Source organism: Bradyrhizobium sp. HKCCYLR20261 (assembly GCF_051168435.1).
Lineage (GTDB): Bacteria > Pseudomonadota > Alphaproteobacteria > Rhizobiales > Xanthobacteraceae > Bradyrhizobium.
In genome coordinates this window covers 341,419-357,720 of the sequence record NZ_JBNPUZ010000003.1, presented here as the reverse complement: position 1 = coordinate 357,720, position 16,302 = coordinate 341,419, and the positions used below count along the sequence as shown (strand labels likewise).

Here is a 16,302-nt window from a genome sequence, read left to right as displayed (position 1 = left end):
CCACATGCTGAGACGGACAGGATAACCGGTCTTTAAAGGCATTCCCAGCGGGCCAGATATAGTATGCACGCACTTAATGTGTAAACACACGACGGCTTCATCGAACCTAAACAATTCGCAAGCTTTGCCGTGCGCACGACGACTTCATGGGAGGTCACGGCCATGTCGCTGGACGACAGACGTCAGCTGGTCGCGCAGCTTGTCGAAAGCTCGCGCATTCTCCGCAACTATATTGATCATCGTGCCAAGCAGTGCGGCACGACGCGCGCGCAATGGGTGGTGCTGTTTCGACTTCGCGCGCAGGAGGGGATGTCACAGGTCGATCTCGCAGATGTGCTGGAACTGCAGCCGATTTCGCTTGTGCGCCTGCTGGACAGGCTGGTCGAGCAGGGACTGCTCGAGCGCCGCCATGACCTCAGGGATCGCCGGGCGAATCGCCTGCGTCTGACTCAGGCCGGTCGCAAGCTCGTCGATGATCTCGACGGGTTGCGCAGTGCGATCGCCGGCGACGTGCTGCACGACATCTCCGACGCGGCCGTGACCGCCAGCCTCGAGACGCTGCGCGCGCTGAAGGAGCGCATCAAGGCCTTGTCCGAGACCAAGGCGGGCGTGACCGCCAAATAGGGCCGCGACCCACGGCGGAGGCCGCTCTCCGATCTTGAGTTGAGTGTTTTAAATTCGACACCTTTGGTGCGAAAATTTTCGGAAAGTTGCGAGCTGTCTGTCCCGACGGCCTTGCGCCGGTGACGCCGTCGCGCAACGCGGGCGGCGTGCGCGTGACGTGCCCGGGTCCGCGGCGGCTCCCGGCGGTGCTCGCGCGAAAGGCCCTGATCCGACCTAATGTCGCCGTCTTGTCGCGCCCGATGGGAGCTGATTAGAAGCGGGCGAGCCCGGCGACGGCATCGTCGCGCACGGCGTCCGGCAGGACCAAACCTCACGGAGCGGCGTCGTCGTCCATGCGACGCGCGATGCGGCGCCGTCGAGACACGACGACAACGATGTGGAGCTGATGATGGAAGAGTTGAACGGAAAGATGCTCGCGTGCCAGATCCTGGTCACCGGCCTGATCGCGCGCGTGGCCAATGAGCAGCGCGACCCGCTGCGCTTCCTGACGGACTTCCGCGATGAGATCAGGGCCGTCGTCAACGGCGTGCGGATTGCCGGGCTCGACAATTCCGATCGCGTGCGGGCGGTCGCGGTGCAGACCGTCGACGAACTGTTCTCGCTGATGAAGCCGCCGAGCAGCGATCAGCCCGCCGATGCGCCGAATTGAGGCGCGGTGCGATTCGACAACAGCGCGAGTCAAATCGCGCTGTTTAGAACGATTTCAAGTTCCGAGCTTGTTAGTTGATCCTTTTTAGAATTGTTTTGATCTGGAACTATTCAAGGCCAAATTAGGGCTCCTCAAATTGACCCCCTGAAACACGCCCGATACCAACGACACATCGTCGCACTGCGAATGATCCGCGGAAGCGATGTGCAATGAAAAATCTGGGGCGCGTGAAATTCAAATGGGACAGGTGAGAGCACCGCGTTCGCTGCGGGCAGGCGCAGCGATGAAGTTTTTTGACGGACGAGGAGAGGGGCCTCTCGTCACCAAGGTTTCGGCCGTCGCCGGCCTGATGGCCGTGGCAACGATGTCGTCGGCCGAGGCGCAGCCGGCCTCTGATTTGCCGCCGGTCAACGTCGATGCGCCGATCGCGCGCGCCAAGCCGACCGCGTCCAAGCCGACCTCCGAGCAGGTCCGCGCGCGCAATGCCCTGCGCCGCGCGGCCCGGACGCAGGGTGCCCAGCAGGGCGCGGTGGCCTTCCCGAACGCCGGCGGGCTGGCGGCTCCCGATGCGAACCCTTATGCGGACGCCGCCGAGCCCTACAAGGTCAACCGCGTCCAGGCGTCGGGCAAGTTTCCCGAGCCGCTGCTCAACACGCCGAAGACGATCACGGTGATGAGCAAGGAGGTGCTCCAGGACAAGCACGTCACTGCGCTCAAGGAGATCGGCCGCTCCACGGCCGGCGTCACTCTGGGCTCGGGCGAGGGCGGCAACGCGTTCGGCGACCGCTTCTTCATCCGCGGCTTCGATGCCCGCAATGACGTCTTCATCGACGGCATCCGCGATCCCGCGGTCTCGATCCGCGAGAATTTCTTCACCGAGCAGATCGAGATCCTGCGCGGCCCGGCCTCGTCCTATGCGGGCCGCGGCACCGCCGGCGGCGCCATCAACATCGTCACCAAGCAGGCCGGCGACACCAACTTCAAGCGGATGGACACCGAGTTCGGCACCGACCAGCAGAAGCGGGTGACGCTCGACGTCAACCAGGTGATCTCGCCGACGTTCGCGGTGCGCACCGGCGGCGTGTTCCAGGACTCCAACGTCGCCGGGCGCAACTTCGTCACCGACGACCGCTGGGGCGCGTTCCTGTCGACCAAGTGGACGCCGATCGACGATCTCAAGATCACCACCAACTATGTCCACACCGATCTCTCCGGCTATCCGGATTTCGGCGTGCCCTACTACAAGCAGGGCAACGTGCCGGTGACCTCGGCGGGCATTCCCCGCGAGACCTGGTACGGCTTCCTCAACCGCGACTTCCAGGCGGCGCGGCAGGATTTCGGCACGGCGACGGCCGAGTACAAGGTCAATGAGGCGATCACGCTGACCAGTAAGTTCCGTGGCGAGCATTCCGAGCTGAACTACATCGGTACGCTGCCGCAGAACCCGATCACGACCAACGCGAACCCGCTGCTCTGGACCACCACGGCCAGCACGCAGAGCCGCTACCAGACCGTCGACGTCTGGGCCAACCAGAACGACGCCACCTTCAAGCTCGATACCTGGGGCGTGAAGCACACCGCGGTGGTCGGCACGGAGTTCTCCAACGAGAACATCTCGATCGACCGTTACACCGGCCTGGCGGCGGAGCTGTTCGGTGCCGGCTCGACCAGCACCAGCGCGCAGACCGGCGTCAATCTCTATTCGCCGCAGTATACCTACAGGCAGTACACGACGCTGCCGTCGCTGACGGGCAATCCGACGCGCTACGGTGTCAACACCAACAGTGCCTATGTGATGGACACCGCCAACTGGCGGGACATCATCATCCTGAACGGCGGCGTGCGTTACGACGGCTACAACATGAGCTCGTCGACCAACTCGCCGAAATACCTCAAGATGAACGCCGACCTCGTCAACTACAATGTCGGCCTGGTCTACAAGCCGATGCCGATCGGCAGCATCTATGCGGCCTATGCGACCTCGGCCAATCCGTTCGGCTCCGAGCTCGACGCCACCGGCACCGACTACGGCGGCGTGCCCGCGAACACCGCGGTGCTGCTCGGGCCGGAGCGCAACAAGGCCGCCGAGCTCGGCACCAAATGGGAGCTCGTCGATCGCCACCTGCTGGTCTCGGCTGCGCTGTTCCAGACCACCAAGGACAACGCCCGCGAGACGGTCAACAACGTGCTCACCTCGGGCGCGGCCTACCGCATCCAGGGCATCGACATCGAGGCGGAAGGCAAGCTGACGGATCGCTGGAGCATCTTCGGCGGCCTGGTGCTGATGCAGTCCAAGGTCACGCAGAGCGGTATCAATTCGAACATCGGCCTGCAGCTCGCCAACATCGCGCACCAGTCGTTCAGCATGCTGTCGAAGTACAAGTTCGACAATGGCTGGGAGATCGGCGGCCAGGCGGTCTACCGCTCCAAGGTCTATGGCGGCACCTTCGCGGCCAATACCGGCAACGAGCTGCCGGCGTACTGGCGCTTCGATGCGTTCGTCGAGAAGAAGATCGACAAGAACTGGACGATGAAGCTGTACGCCCAGAACCTGACCAACAAGCTCTACTACGACACGCTGTATCGGAGCGCGGTGCCATTCGTCTCCGTCGCACCGGGCCGCGCCTTCTACATCGTCACCACTGCGAAGTTCTGATCATGCTGATCTGCATCCCGGACGTACTGTCGAAAGACGAGGTCGCCGACTTCCGCCGCATCATGGATGCGGCGGAGTGGGAGGACGGCCGCTCGACGGCCGGGGCGCAATCGGCCATGGTCAAGCGCAACGAGCAGTTGCCCCCCGACGGCGAGGCGGCGCGTGTTCTGGGCCAGCGCATCATCACCGCGCTGACGAAGAACCCGCGCTTCCTCTCCGCGGCGATCCCGCTGCAGATCTTTCCGCCTCTGTTCAACCGCTACACGGCTTCGCGCGGCGACCATTTCGGCATCCATGTCGACAATGCCGTGCGCGGTGATCCGTTGACAGGGCTTCGCATCCGCACCGACCTGTCGATGACCTTGTTCCTGGCCGAGCCCGAGACCTATGACGGTGGCGAGCTTGTGATCGAGGACACCTATGGCTCGCACGAAGTCAAGTTGCCAGCGGGGCACGCGGTGCTGTACCCGTCCTCCAGCCTTCACATGGTCACGCCGGTCACGCGGGGCGCCCGGGTCGCCTCTTTTTTCTGGATGCAGAGCATGATACGGGATGCTCATGTCCGGAGCATGATCTTCGATCTGGACACTGCGATTCAGAGTTTGACGGAACGCCTCGGGAGGGACGATCCCGATGCGGTCAAGCTGACCGGCATCTATCACAATCTGATCCGGCAATGGGCCGAGGTTTAGTGGGCCGAGATATGATGACATCGTTCCTTGTTAGGTGTGCAATCGTCCTGTCATGTCTGTCGGTGGCTGCAGGCTGTCCTGCACATGCGCAGCAACAGCCGGCCAATCCGGCGCCGGCCGTCTCGACCGACGTGTCCGTTCAGCCCCCGGCCAAAGCTGACGCCACTGGTGCCGTGACTGGCGCCTCCGCTGCCGCGCCGAGTGCGGAAGCCGGCGCGAAGGGCGGAAAGGCGGTTGCCACCGGCCTGGACGAGCTGTCGCCGCTCGGCATGTTCCTCAAGGCGGACATTGTCGTCAAAGCTGTGATGATTGCGCTTGCGCTCGCGTCGGTTGCAAGCTGGACGATCCTGATCGCCAAGAGCATCGAATTCTCGGTCCTGCGCCGCGGCCTGTCCGGGGCGCTGCGCAAGCTCACCGCGGCCAAGTCGCTGGCCGAGGCGCAGCTCGCGCTGGGGAAGGGCAAGAATGTCGGGTCCGTGCTGCTGCAGGCAGCGATTGCTGAAGCCCGGCTGTCGGCCGGGCTCGCCAGCGACGAGGGCATCAAGGAGCGGGCGGCCTCGAGCTTCAGCGAGATCGTACGCGCCGAGGCGCGGCGGGTGCGGACCGGCATGGGCCTGCTCGCCACCGTCGGCGCCATCTCGCCCTTCGTCGGACTGTTCGGCACCGTCTGGGGCATCATGAACAGCTTCATCGGCATCTCGAAGTCGCAGACCACCAATCTGGCGGTGGTCGCGCCGGGCATCGCCGAGGCGCTGCTGGCGACCGCGATCGGCCTCGCCGCTGCCATCCCCGCCGTCATCATCTACAATCATTTCTCGCGCGTCACGAAGGGCTATCTGGAGCTCGTCAACCGCGCGTCGGGCGCCACCGGGCGGCTGCTGTCGCGCGATCTCGATCGCAGCCATGTCAGCGTCCACGCACGCGCGGCGGAGTAACGGGCGATGGCCGTCTCGCTGTCCGAAGGCGATCTCGACGACGATTTCGATGAGACCCACGACATCAACGTGACGCCGTTCATCGACGTCATCCTGGTGCTTCTGATCATCTTCATGGTGGCCGCGCCGCTGTCGACGGTCGATCTGCCGATCGACCTGCCGTCGTCGAGCGCCATGCCGCAGAAGAAGCCGGACAAGCCGACCTACGTCTCGATCAAGCCGGACCTCGCGCTCGCGATCGGGGAGAACCTGGTCAAGCGCGTCGATCTCATCCGCGAGCTCGATGCGATGCCTGACGTGCCAAAGGACCGCGCCATCTTCCTGCGCGCCGACAAGCTGGTGCCGTACGGCGAACTGATGGGCGTGCTGGAGCTGCTGCGCGCCGGCGGCTACACCAAGATCAAGCTGGTGGCGCTCGAAGCGCCGCCTGCCGCTGCCGCCGGTCAGCCGGCCGCGCCGCAACCCGCCCAGCCCTGAGGCGCGAGCCAGCATGAGCGATCTCGACACCGGATATGCCAGCTCGAACCGTCTGTGGCTGCTCGCCACGGTGGCGGCGGTCGTGCTGCATGTCGGCGGCGCGGCGCTGGCGCTGACGAGCTTCAAGGACGACGAGGAGCTGGGTGGTCTCGGCGCCGCCGGCGCCGAGGTCATCGACATCGATATGGCCTCGCCTAAGGTCGACAATGACGAGGTGCCGGTTGGGCAGGATTCCGTCGCCCAGGCCGCAGCGCCGCAGATGCAGGAGCAGAAGGCGGAGGTCGAGCAGACCGACCTGCCGAAGGACGTGCCGACCACGACGGAGGAGGCGGATCGCGAGGTCACGACCTCCGATGTGAAGAAGCCGACCGAGGAGCAGAAGGTCGCGACCGTCCAGACCAATGCGTCGGAGGCGCAGGAAGCCTCGGAAGACAGCGCCCGCAAGGCGCTCGACGAGAAGGCGCCCGAGGCCGAGAAGACCAAGGCGCCCAACGTCGGCATCGGCAAGGATCAGGAAAAGCTCACCGCCAATTGGGGTCGCAAGATCAGCGCCTATTTCGAGCTGCACAAGAAGTATCCGCAGGGCAGAAAGGTGGCTGCCCAGGTCAAGCTGGCGATCATGCTCAACCGGCTCGGCCGCGTGATCTCGGTCGATGTGAAGGAATCGTCCGGCGATGCCGAGTTCGACCAGGCCGCCATCGCCATGGTGCGCCGCTCCGATCCGGTGCCGCGACCGCCGGCAGGACTGACCGACGACGAGTTTGCGTTCACGCTGCCGGTCAAGTTCAATCCGCCCAAATGAGCGGATGCGAAGCGCCTAAGGCCAGTACAGCCTGATTCCGACATAGACCACGCACAGCGCGACGAAGATCAGCGCCGCGGGCATCTTCCGCTGGGCCGTCTGGCCGCCGGTCTGCGCCGCCTTCGGCTTCGGCGGCAGCTTGCGGAAGGCCGTGACGTTGTCGGTGACAGGTTCGGCCTTGACCGGCTTGACCTCCGGCGGAGCGCCGCCGCCGCCCATCTCGGCGTAATAGGCCTTGTACATCTCGCGGATGGTGGCCTCGGTCGCCTCGTCTTCGGACATCTCGTTGAGGCGGGTCTTGTAGCTGGCCAGAAACTCTTGGGCCGCCGGGGGCAGGCCGGAGGCGCCGTTCAGCTTGGCGATCATCTTCCAGGTCGCGAAATCGGCACGGGCGCGCGTATCGGCGCGGCGTGCGATCATCATGTCAGCGGCTTTGACCAAGAGTGCCCTCGGAGCTCGTTGTTTACCATCCCCAGCGGGTGAATTTAGGCATTACCCGTCAATAACAGAAGCAGCTGCTTCAGAGAATCGGTCGTGGCGCTGAGCAGCCCTGACACAAAATTAAGATTGAGACCGAACTGGGAACCCGCCAGCGGCAGCAGGATCAGGAATCCGATCAGGATTAGCATGCCATAGGGCTCGAGCCGGGAAAACGGCCGCGCCAGCGCCGACGGCAGCAGGCCGACCGCGACCCGGCCGCCGTCGAGCGGCGGTATCGGGAGCATGTTGAAGACGGCGAGCAGGATGTTGAACGAAAAGGCATTGTACAGATTGTGGGCAACCCACTGTCCGCTGCCAGGAGGGACGAACGGCATCAGGTGGAAGGCCAGTGCGGCTGCCAAGGCGAGGGCGATGTTGGTGGCCGGCCCCGCAAGCGCGACCATCACCAGGCCCGCTCGCAGCGGCTTGAGGTTGCGAAAATCAACCGGGACCGGCTTGGCATAGCCGAACAGGAACGGCGATCCCGACAGCAGCAGCATGCCCGGCAGCAGGATGGTGCCGAACGGATCGATGTGCCGGATCGGATTGAAGCTGACGCGGCCGAGTTTCAGCGCGGTGTCATCGCCGAAGCGCAAGGCCGCGAAGGCATGTGCGGCCTCGTGGAAGGTGATGGCGATGACGATCGGCAGGATCCAGACGGAGATGCCGTAGAGCGAGATGTTCAAGGATTCGGGTTCCGGAAGCGTTGAGCCCTTACATAGGCACGCTGGTTCCGCGATGCTACGCGGGATTTTCCGGAAATTGCGGCAGGCCGTCGTTAAGCTTGATCCAACCGAGTTTCTTCGAAACCCAGATGTGCTCGGTTGGCGCGAAAATGTTGGGGTCGTCGAAGCAGGCCAGGGCGACGCCGACCACCGGGCGGGTGTTGCGCCAGGAGAACAGCCGGACGCCGCAGCGCGGGCAGAACATCCGGTCGAGCGCATCGGAGGAGGGGTAGCGGGCGGTGTCGCCGCTGATCGTAAGCGCCTCATGCGCAAACAGCGCGCGCGCGAAGAACGGCGCGCCGGTTGCGCGCTGGCAGTTGCGGCAATGACAGATGCGCACGTTGATCGGCTCGCCCGAGCATTGGAAACGCACCGCGCCGCAGAGGCATCCGCCGTGGTGGATCGTCATCCGCGGCTCCTTATGAGATCTTGTAGGTTGGCAAAGGCGCGGGGCAGGATGCCTGTTGTTTGCGAGACTTTCGCGCGCCGTGCCCACCATCCTCACGGGCGCCAGCCGATGGTGGGCACGCTGCCGTCCTTCGAACGGCTGCTTTGACCACCGTACGAAAACGCAACTAATAAGTCGCACGGCCGCCGGAGATATCAAACACCGCGCCGGTCGAGAATGAGCAGTCCTCGGAAGCCAGCCACGACACCAGCGCGGCGAGTTCCTCCACCCGCACGAAGCGGCCTTTCGGGATCTTCGACAGCATGAAATTGATGTGGGCTTCGGTCATCTGGTCGAAGATCGCGGTCTTGGCCGCCGCCGGCGTCACCGCGTTCACCGTGATGTTGTACTGCGCCAGCTCCTTGCCGAGCGACTTGGTCAGCGCGATCAGGCCCGCCTTCGAGGCGGAGTAGTGCGCCGCGTTCGGATTGCCTTCCTTGCCGGCGATCGAGGCGATGTTGACGATGCGGCCATAGCCCTGCTTCAGCATGACCGGCACGATCGCCTTGGCGCAGATGAAGGGACCGTCGAGATTGATGCGCAGCACCTTGCGCCATTCCTCGAGGTCGGTCTCCCACACCGTCTTGTTGATGCCGGCGATGCCGGCATTGTTGACCAGGATGTCGATAGTGCCGAACGCCGCCAGCGTCGTGTCGCGCGCGCCCTCGACGGCGATGGTGTCGGTGACGTCGACCTGCAGCGCCAGCACCTCCGGCCCGATCTCCTTGGCGGTCTTCTCGGCGAGCGCAATGTCGTGATCCCAGATCGCAACCTTGGCTCCCGACGCCTTGAACCGCTCGGCGATGGCGCGCCCGAAACCTTGGGCACCGCCGGTCACGACGGCGCAGCGATTGGCGAGGTCGATGTGGTTCATGGTGTTTCCCCGATTTGGCCCGGCTGTTTCCGTGCGAGCGGTGCGCTCCCTCTCCCCGTTCTTCACGGGGAGAGGGCTGGGGTGAGGGGCAGACGCACGGGCGGTGCGCGTTGTTAGACCTGTACCCCCTCACCCGGATCGCATCTTGCGATGCGATCCGACCTCTCCCCGCAAGCGGGGAGAGGTAAGAGTCACAACGTCCAGCCGCCGTCGATCGTATGCGCGACGCCTGTGGTGAACGCGCTCTCGTCGCTGGCGAGATACACCGCGAGATGTGCGATCTCCTCGGCCGTGCCGAGCCGGCCCATCGGCTGGCGCGAGATGAACATCTCGAGCCCGTTCGGACCCGCGGCCGCCGCGCGTCCCAGCAGCGACGGCGTCTCGATCGTTCCGGGGCAGATGCAGTTGCAGCGGATCTTCCTGGCAACGTAATCCGCGGCGACCGAGCGCGTCAGCGCCGCCACCGCCGCCTTGGTCGCGGCGTAGACGTAGCGGTTCGGGGCCGCCTTGAACACGCCGGCAGCGGAGGCGATGTTGACGATCGCGCCGCCGTTCTCGGCCAGCATCTTCGGCAGGAAGGCGCGGATCGTGCGGTGCATCGACTTGACGTTCAGATCGAAGGAGAAATCGAAGTCGTCGTCCGAGCAGTCGAGGATGGTGCCGTTGTGCACGAAGCCCGCGGCATTGAGCAGGATCTCGACCTTGCCGACCCGCTCGGCCATCGCGTTCACGGCCGCCGTGTTGCGCACGTCGAGCGTGGCCACTTCGGCGATGCCCTCGGCCTTCAGCGACGCGAGACCCTTCTCGTCGATGTCGGTGGCGAACACGGTGGCGCCTTGCCGCGCGAAAGCGATGGCGCAGGCGCGGCCGATGCCGGCTGAGGCGGCGGTGACAAAGGCGCGCTTGCCCTTGAGGCGGTCGGACATGGGGTCTCCCTGTAGTACAGTTTGCTTTGTCGTCATCGCGAGCGCAGCGAAGCGATCCAGGGCTGCGCGTGCGGCTCTGGATTGCTTCGTCGCTTCGCTCCTCGCAATGACGGTGGCTGGCTTTGTGCCTTGTGTCTAGTGATTATGCCTGGCCACGCCGAAGGTGCCAGCGATGTTCTGGTACCGCGTGGCGAGCTCCATGCAGGCGCCGGTGGCCTGCTGGCCGACGGTGTTGCGATAGAGCTCCTGCCACGGCGTCTGGTTGGCCGGATGCGGGAAGCCGCCCTTGGCCTTGAGCTCGGCATGGCGCTTTTTGACCTCTTCATCCGAGATCAGGATGTTGGCCGAGCCCTTGTTGAGGTCGATGCGGACCTTGTCGCCGGTCTTCAGGATCGCAAGGCCACCGTCGGCGGCCGCCTCCGGCGAGGCGTTGAGGATCGACGGCGAGCCCGAGGTGCCGGACTGCCGGCCGTCGCCGATGCAGGGCAGGGACAGGATGCCGCGTTTGATCAGCGCCGCCGGCGGCTGCATGTTCACCACCTCGGCACCGCCGGGATAGCCGATCGGGCCGGCACCGCGGATGAACAGCACGCAGTGCTCGTCGATCGCGAGGGACTCGTCGTCGATGCGGTCGTGATAATCCTCCGGTCCCTCGAATACGATGGCTCGGCCCTCGAAGGCGTTGGGGTCCTTCGGATTGCTCAGATAGCGGTCGCGGAATTCCTTGGAGATGACGCTGGTCTTCATGATCGCTGAATCGAACAAATTGCCGCGCAGCACCAGGAAGCCGGCGTCCTTCACCAGCGGCTTGTCGTAGGACCAGATCACGTCATTGTCCGGCTTCGGCGCCGAGCGGCAATTGTCGCCCATGCTGCGGCCGTTGACGGTGATGGCGTCCTCGTGGATGCGCTTGTGGCGCATCAACTCGCCGATGACAGCCGGCACGCCGCCGGCGCGGTGGAATTCCTCGCCGAGATAGAAGCCGGCCGGCTGCATGTTGACCAGCAGCGGCACGTCGTGGCCGACGGTCTGCCAGTCATCGATATTGAGCTCGACGCCGACATGGCGCGCCAGCGCGTTGATGTGGATCGGCGCGTTGGTCGAGCCGCCGATCGCGGAGTTGGCGACGATGCAGTTCTCGAACGCCTTGCGGGTGAGAATGTCTGACGGCTTCAGATCTTCCCACACCATGTCGACGATGCGCTTGCCGGTCTCGTAGGCGATCTGGCCGCGCTCGCGATAGGGCGCGGGGATCGCGGCGCAGCCGGGCAGGGACATGCCGAGCGCTTCCGCCAGCGCGTTCATCGTCGAGGCCGTCCCCATGGTGTTGCAATGCCCGACCGACGGCGCCGACGACGCGACGATCTGCATGAACTCCTCGTAGTCGATCTCGCCGGCGGCGAGCCGCTCGCGTGATTTCCACACCACGGTGCCGGAGCCGGTGCGCTGGCCCTCGTGCCAGCCGTTCAGCATCGGCCCGCCCGACAGCACGATCGCGGGAATGTTCACCGTCGCCGCCGCCATCAGGCAGGCGGGCGTGGTCTTGTCGCAGCCGGTGGTCAGCACGACGCCGTCGAGCGGGTAGCCGAACAGGATTTCCACGAGGCCGAGATAGGCGAGGTTACGGTCCAATGCCGCGGTCGGGCGCTTGCCGGTTTCCTGGATCGGATGGGTCGGAAACTCCATCGCGATGCCGCCGGCAGCGCGGATGCCCTCTCGCACGCGGTGCGCAAGCTCGAGATGGTGGCGGTTGCACGGCGACAGGTCGTTGCCGGTCTGGGCGATGCCGATGATCGGCTTGCCCGATTGCAACTCGGCGCGGGTCAGGCCGTAGTTGAGATAGCGCTCGAGATACAGCGCCGTCATGCCCGGATTGTGCGGATCGTTGAACCACGCCTGCGAGCGCAGCTTGCGGCTCTTGTCAGCGCCGTTACCGGCATGTCCGTTGGATTTTGTCATTTCATTCCTCCCGCAGTGCAAACGTGGCGAGCCGGTCTGGTCAGGACGTGCGCGAAACAAGGCGCCTGATGGCGATGGGCCGGTGTTGATGTCGCCTACGTCTTTCGTTCAAGTCATCGTCGTCAGCGTGGTTCTAGATCAGCAATTTTGGTTGCGCTACCATTTTGTTCCTGAGGCGCGGTCAGCCTGCATCGCTGCCTTGGCGGTTGCGTGCTGCAGGGTCGAACTCTGCCGCTCCATCACCTCGAAGCCGAGATCGATGACGCGCTCCGTCACGGGGCGCCCTTCGACCTCGTCCATGATCATCGTCGCCGCGCGCAGGCCCATCTCGTAGCGATTGGTGCGGACGCTGGTCAGCGTCGGAACCGCCGACGCCATGAACTCCATGTCGTTGAAGCCGACGATGGCGATCTGCTCGGGCACGGCGATGTGGCGGCGCTGACATTCGAACAGCACGCCGAGCGCGAGGTCGTCATTGGCGCAGAACACGGCATCGATGTCCGGCGCCTTCAGCATCAGATCCGAGAACAGGTTGCCGCCCATGGTCGTCGAGGTCGGCACCGCAGTCGTGACGATCAGTCGCGGGTCGAACAGGCCGGCGGCCTTCGTCGCGTTCTGATAGCCCTGCAGGCGCCGCTGCACCCTGGGGTCCATGCGCGCGCCGAGGAAGCCGATCCGCCGGCAGCCCTGCGCGAGAAGATGGGAAATCGCTGCATAACAGGCGTCGACATGCGAAAAGCCGATCATCATGTCGATCGGATCGGCGCCGAGCTCCATGATCTGCACGACAGGACATTCCGCCGCCTGCACGATCGCGCGCGCTTCCGCCGTCTGGTCGACGCCGGTGACGATCATCCCGGCCGGCTTCTGCATCAGGAACAGCCGCAGCAGCCGTTCCTCCTGCAGCACGCTGTAGCGTGTATTCGCAAGTTGGATGCTGTAGCGGCTGCCTTCGAAAGCATCATAGATGCCGCGCAGCACGTCGGAGAACACGTTGTTGGTGAGGGACGGTATCAGCACGCCGATCACTTCGGTGCGCTGCGATGCGAGCGCGCGCGCGGCGAGGTTGGGCACGTAGCCGAGATCCTTGGCGGCGCTTTCGATGCGCAGCCGGCGGCCGGCCGAGACCGTGTCGGGATTGCGGAAGAAGCGTGACACCGTGATCGGGCTGACACCGGCCAAGGCCGCAACCTCGGTCAGCCGCACCTTGCCCGGCGTGATACGTTTCCGTCCCATCCGTCGCTCATAGCATAGGCGGTCTGGTACACAAGCGATATTGACAGCGCTATCACGCGGTTGCTAAGCGAAGCATTGCGAAAGAGAACCAAACTGCCGACAATGCGTGCTGAGCTGGCGCCACTTCAGCGCCGCCTGAACGATCAGAAGACTACATAACGACAAGCGGCCCGATCAAACGGCCGCGCACAATGGGTGAGAATGCCGCCGGTCTGCAGCCAATGCAGCCGGTCTTTGAGGAGGAAGTTGATGTCGTCGGTGCAAATTCGCGACGTGCGCAAATCTTTCGGCGGATTCGAGGTGCTGCACGGCGTGACCATCCCGATCGAGGATGGCGAGTTCGTCGTGCTGGTCGGTCCGTCCGGCTGCGGCAAGTCGACGCTGCTGCGCATGCTCGCAGGTCTCGAGAACATCACCTCCGGAACCATTTCGATCGGCGAGCGCGTCGTCAACAATGTGCAGCCGAAAGAGCGCGACATCGCAATGGTGTTCCAGAACTACGCGCTCTATCCGCACATGACCGTCGCCGACAACATGGGCTTCTCGCTGAAGCTGCGCGGCGCGCGGCCCGAGGACATCAAGAAGGGCGTGGCGCGCGCGGCCGAGATCCTGGCGCTGACGCCGCTGCTCGACCGCTACCCGCGCCAGCTCTCCGGCGGCCAGCGCCAGCGCGTCGCCATGGGCCGCGCCATCGTGCGCGATCCCCAGGTGTTCCTGTTCGACGAGCCGCTGTCGAACCTCGACGCCAAGCTGCGTGTCGCGATGCGCACCGAGATCAAGGAGCTGCACCAGCGGCTCAAGACCACCACGGTCTACGTCACTCACGACCAGATCGAGGCCATGACCATGGCCGACAAGATCGTCGTGATGCATGACGGCATTGTCGAGCAGATGGGCTCGCCGCTCGATCTCTACGACAAGCCGGACAATCAGTTCGTCGCCGGCTTCATCGGCTCGCCCGCGATGAACTTCCTCAACGGCCACCTGAAGTCCAACGGCTCGGTCTATGTCGAGACCGATAATGGGGCCAAGCTGCCGCTGCTGACGGCGCCGGCCGCGTCTGACGGCCGCCCCGTGGTGTACGGCGTGCGGCCGGAGCATCTCGAACTCGCCGATGACGGCATCGAGGCCGAGGTGATCGTGGTCGAGCCGACCGGCTCCGAGACCCAGATCGTCGCCCGCATCGGTACCCAGGACATCATCGCGGTGTTCCGCGATCGCCACGAGGTCAATCCCGGCGAAAAGATCCATCTGCGTCCGCGCGCGTCGGCGGCGCATCTGTTCGACAAGGATACCGGCCGGAGACTTTGATCCGGCCGTGCGGCGCTGGACGACTTGGAACTAAAACGACCGAAAAATCGGCAACAAACAAAACAAGCAATATTCAATGGGAGAGAACTTCAGATGACGAAATTCCTCACGGATCGACGGTCTCTGCTCAAGGGTGGCGCGACCTTGATGGCCGCTGCGGCGACGATGTCGGCCGACGAGCTGCTCGGCTATGCCAAGGCCTGGGCGCAGACCTCGCCCTGGAAGCCGGAGCCCGGCGCCAAGGTCAACATGATGCGCTGGAAGCGCTTCGTCGAGGCCGAGGACGTGGCCTTCATGAAGATCGTCGACGCCTTCCAGAAGGCCAACAACGTCACGATCAACATTTCCAACGAATCCTATGACGACGTCCAGCCCAAGGCCTCGGTCGCGGCCAACACCGGGCAGGGGCTCGACATGGTCTGGGGCCTCTACACGCTGCCCTTCCTGTTCTCCAACAAATGCGTCGATATGACCGACGTCGCCGACTACCTCGGCAAGAAGTGCGGCGGCTGGACCGACTCGGGCAAGGCCTACGGCATGCTCGACGGCAAGTGGATCGGCATTCCCGTGGCGGCCACCGGCGGCCTGATCAACTACCGCGTCTCGGCGGCCGAGAAGGCCGGCTTCAAGGAGTTCCCGAAGGACCTGGCCGGCATGTCCGAGTTCTTCAAGGCCATGAACAAGAACGGCACGCCGGGCGGCATGGCGCTCGGCCACGCCTCCGGCGACGCCAATGGCTGGGTGCACTGGGCGTTGTGGGCGCATGGCGGCAACCTGATCGACAAGGACAACAAGGTCGTCATCAACTCGCCGGAGACCGCCAAGGCGCTCGAATACGTCAAGGGCCTGTACGACAATTTCGTCCCGGGCACCGCGTCGTGGAACGACTCGTCGAACAACAAGGCGTTCCTGGCCGGCCAGCTCTACACCACCGTCAACGGCATCTCGATCTACGTCACCGCCAAGAAGGAAGCGCCGCAGATCGCCGAGGACATGAACCACGCGCATCTGCCGCCCGGCCTGGACGGCAAGACCCGCGAGATGCATCTCGGCTTCCCGATCCTGGTGTTCAACTTCTCCAAGTACCCGCAGACCTGCAAGGCGTTCACCGCCTTCATGCTGGAGCCGGAGCAGTTCAACCCGTGGATCGAGGCGGCGCAGGGCTATCTGTCGCACTTCCTCAAAGGCTACGACGCCAATCCGATCTGGACGGCCGATCCGAAGAACACGCCGTATCGCGACGTTGCCGCGACCGCGACCACGCCGGCCGGGCTCGGCAAGCTCGGCGAGGCGGCCGCGGCCGCGATCGCCGACTTCGTCCTGGTCGACATGTTCGCGAACTACTGCACCGGCCGCGAAGACGTGAAGACCGCCATGGCGAGCGCCGAGCGCTCCGCCAAGCGCATCTTCCGCTGAGGCGGGGTTGATCTTGTAGGATGGGCAACGGCGCGTAGCGCCATGCCAGCCGTCATTGCGAGCGAAGCGAAGCAATCCAGAGCGGAACGCTC

Annotated in this window: 16 protein-coding genes; 9 read left to right on the top strand and 7 right to left on the bottom strand. The window is 64.5% G+C overall.

Annotation, left to right across the window (positions count from 1 at the left end; translation table 11 throughout):
• The first annotated feature begins 162 nt into the window (after positions 1-162).
• The 7 genes from ACQR1L_RS08720 (at position 163) to ACQR1L_RS08690 (ending at position 6,835) form a co-directional block, all read left to right on the top strand.
• Positions 163-624, top strand: coding sequence for a MarR family winged helix-turn-helix transcriptional regulator (locus tag ACQR1L_RS08720; protein WP_434857542.1), 462 nt, complete (start codon positions 163-165; stop codon positions 622-624).
• A gap of 388 nt (positions 625-1,012) precedes the next feature.
• Positions 1,013-1,273 (top strand): hypothetical protein, encoded by a 261-nt coding sequence (locus ACQR1L_RS08715; RefSeq protein WP_434857541.1) that lies wholly within the window; start codon positions 1,013-1,015, stop codon positions 1,271-1,273.
• Between the two features lie 238 nt (positions 1,274-1,511).
• A complete protein-coding gene (locus tag ACQR1L_RS08710; protein ID WP_434857540.1) occupies positions 1,512-3,929 on the top strand; it encodes a TonB-dependent receptor in 2,418 nt (805 codons plus the stop codon).
• Positions 3,930-3,931: 2 nt separating this feature from the next.
• On the top strand, positions 3,932-4,621 hold the full coding sequence (locus tag ACQR1L_RS08705) for a Fe2+-dependent dioxygenase (RefSeq protein ID WP_434857539.1): 690 nt from the start codon (positions 3,932-3,934) through the stop codon (positions 4,619-4,621).
• Between the two features lie 11 nt (positions 4,622-4,632).
• The gene (gene exbB / locus ACQR1L_RS08700) at positions 4,633-5,556 is read left to right on the top strand and encodes a tonB-system energizer ExbB (RefSeq protein WP_434857538.1); all 924 of its coding nucleotides are present in this window, start codon (positions 4,633-4,635) and stop codon (positions 5,554-5,556) included.
• 6 nt (positions 5,557-5,562) lie between these two features.
• On the top strand, positions 5,563-6,033 hold the full coding sequence (gene exbD / locus ACQR1L_RS08695; protein WP_434857537.1) for a TonB system transport protein ExbD: 471 nt from the start codon (positions 5,563-5,565) through the stop codon (positions 6,031-6,033).
• A 13-nt stretch (positions 6,034-6,046) separates the two neighbouring features.
• Positions 6,047-6,835: a TonB family protein gene (locus ACQR1L_RS08690; protein ID WP_434857536.1), complete on the top strand. Its 789-nt coding sequence runs from the start codon at positions 6,047-6,049 to the stop codon at positions 6,833-6,835.
• 15 nt (positions 6,836-6,850) lie between these two features.
• Here ACQR1L_RS08690 and ACQR1L_RS08685 read toward each other — a convergent pair whose 3' ends face one another.
• The 7 genes from ACQR1L_RS08685 to ACQR1L_RS08655 all read right to left on the bottom strand — a co-directional run bounded on the left by ACQR1L_RS08685 (position 6,851) and on the right by ACQR1L_RS08655 (position 13,483).
• Positions 6,851-7,258, bottom strand: a complete 408-nt coding sequence (locus ACQR1L_RS08685) for a hypothetical protein (RefSeq protein ID WP_434857806.1) — start codon at positions 7,256-7,258, stop codon at positions 6,851-6,853.
• A gap of 62 nt (positions 7,259-7,320) precedes the next feature.
• The gene (locus ACQR1L_RS08680) at positions 7,321-8,001 is read right to left on the bottom strand and encodes a site-2 protease family protein (RefSeq protein ID WP_434857535.1); all 681 of its coding nucleotides are present in this window, start codon (positions 7,999-8,001) and stop codon (positions 7,321-7,323) included.
• Positions 8,002-8,056: 55 nt separating this feature from the next.
• Positions 8,057-8,449, bottom strand: a complete 393-nt coding sequence (locus ACQR1L_RS08675; RefSeq protein ID WP_434857534.1) for a GFA family protein — start codon at positions 8,447-8,449, stop codon at positions 8,057-8,059.
• Positions 8,450-8,615: 166 nt separating this feature from the next.
• The gene (locus ACQR1L_RS08670; RefSeq protein ID WP_434857533.1) at positions 8,616-9,362 is read right to left on the bottom strand and encodes an SDR family NAD(P)-dependent oxidoreductase; all 747 of its coding nucleotides are present in this window, start codon (positions 9,360-9,362) and stop codon (positions 8,616-8,618) included.
• A 191-nt stretch (positions 9,363-9,553) separates the two neighbouring features.
• Positions 9,554-10,288, bottom strand: coding sequence for an SDR family oxidoreductase (locus ACQR1L_RS08665; protein WP_434857532.1), 735 nt, complete (start codon positions 10,286-10,288; stop codon positions 9,554-9,556).
• Between the two features lie 135 nt (positions 10,289-10,423).
• Positions 10,424-12,247, bottom strand: coding sequence for an IlvD/Edd family dehydratase (locus ACQR1L_RS08660; protein WP_434857531.1), 1,824 nt, complete (start codon positions 12,245-12,247; stop codon positions 10,424-10,426).
• 156 nt (positions 12,248-12,403) lie between these two features.
• Positions 12,404-13,483 carry a LacI family DNA-binding transcriptional regulator gene (locus tag ACQR1L_RS08655; RefSeq protein WP_434857530.1) on the bottom strand — a complete coding sequence of 360 codons (1,080 nt, stop codon included), beginning with the start codon at positions 13,481-13,483 and terminating at the stop codon, positions 12,404-12,406.
• A gap of 249 nt (positions 13,484-13,732) precedes the next feature.
• Here ACQR1L_RS08655 and ACQR1L_RS08650 point away from each other — a divergent pair, with 249 nt between their 5' ends.
• Both ACQR1L_RS08650 and ACQR1L_RS08645 read left to right on the top strand, forming a co-directional pair.
• Positions 13,733-14,794 (top strand): ABC transporter ATP-binding protein, encoded by a 1,062-nt coding sequence (locus ACQR1L_RS08650; protein WP_035645530.1) that lies wholly within the window; start codon positions 13,733-13,735, stop codon positions 14,792-14,794.
• 93 nt (positions 14,795-14,887) lie between these two features.
• Positions 14,888-16,210: an ABC transporter substrate-binding protein gene (locus ACQR1L_RS08645; RefSeq protein WP_434857529.1), complete on the top strand. Its 1,323-nt coding sequence runs from the start codon at positions 14,888-14,890 to the stop codon at positions 16,208-16,210.
• Positions 16,211-16,302: the final 92 nt, after the last annotated feature.

What these genes read in the sequence shown, in the direction of transcription:
- ACQR1L_RS08720 (WP_434857542.1), top strand. Translation starts at nt 163, where the DNA reads ATGTCGCTGGACGACAGACGTCAGCTGGTCGCGCAGCTTGTCGAAAGC.
- ACQR1L_RS08715 (WP_434857541.1), top strand. Translation starts at nt 1,013, where the DNA reads ATGGAAGAGTTGAACGGAAAGATGCTCGCGTGCCAGATCCTGGTCACC.
- ACQR1L_RS08710 (WP_434857540.1), top strand. Translation starts at nt 1,512, where the DNA reads ATGGGACAGGTGAGAGCACCGCGTTCGCTGCGGGCAGGCGCAGCGATG.
- ACQR1L_RS08705 (WP_434857539.1), top strand. Translation starts at nt 3,932, where the DNA reads ATGCTGATCTGCATCCCGGACGTACTGTCGAAAGACGAGGTCGCCGAC.
- exbB (WP_434857538.1), top strand. Translation starts at nt 4,633, where the DNA reads ATGATGACATCGTTCCTTGTTAGGTGTGCAATCGTCCTGTCATGTCTG.
- exbD (WP_434857537.1), top strand. Translation starts at nt 5,563, where the DNA reads ATGGCCGTCTCGCTGTCCGAAGGCGATCTCGACGACGATTTCGATGAG.
- ACQR1L_RS08690 (WP_434857536.1), top strand. Translation starts at nt 6,047, where the DNA reads ATGAGCGATCTCGACACCGGATATGCCAGCTCGAACCGTCTGTGGCTG.
- ACQR1L_RS08685 (WP_434857806.1), bottom strand. Translation starts at nt 7,258, where the DNA reads ATGATGATCGCACGCCGCGCCGATACGCGCGCCCGTGCCGATTTCGCG.
- ACQR1L_RS08675 (WP_434857534.1), bottom strand. Translation starts at nt 8,449, where the DNA reads ATGACGATCCACCACGGCGGATGCCTCTGCGGCGCGGTGCGTTTCCAA.
- ACQR1L_RS08670 (WP_434857533.1), bottom strand. Translation starts at nt 9,362, where the DNA reads ATGAACCACATCGACCTCGCCAATCGCTGCGCCGTCGTGACCGGCGGT.
- ACQR1L_RS08665 (WP_434857532.1), bottom strand. Translation starts at nt 10,288, where the DNA reads ATGTCCGACCGCCTCAAGGGCAAGCGCGCCTTTGTCACCGCCGCCTCA.
- ACQR1L_RS08660 (WP_434857531.1), bottom strand. Translation starts at nt 12,247, where the DNA reads ATGACAAAATCCAACGGACATGCCGGTAACGGCGCTGACAAGAGCCGC.
- ACQR1L_RS08655 (WP_434857530.1), bottom strand. Translation starts at nt 13,483, where the DNA reads ATGGGACGGAAACGTATCACGCCGGGCAAGGTGCGGCTGACCGAGGTT.
- ACQR1L_RS08650 (WP_035645530.1), top strand. Translation starts at nt 13,733, where the DNA reads ATGTCGTCGGTGCAAATTCGCGACGTGCGCAAATCTTTCGGCGGATTC.
- ACQR1L_RS08645 (WP_434857529.1), top strand. Translation starts at nt 14,888, where the DNA reads ATGACGAAATTCCTCACGGATCGACGGTCTCTGCTCAAGGGTGGCGCG.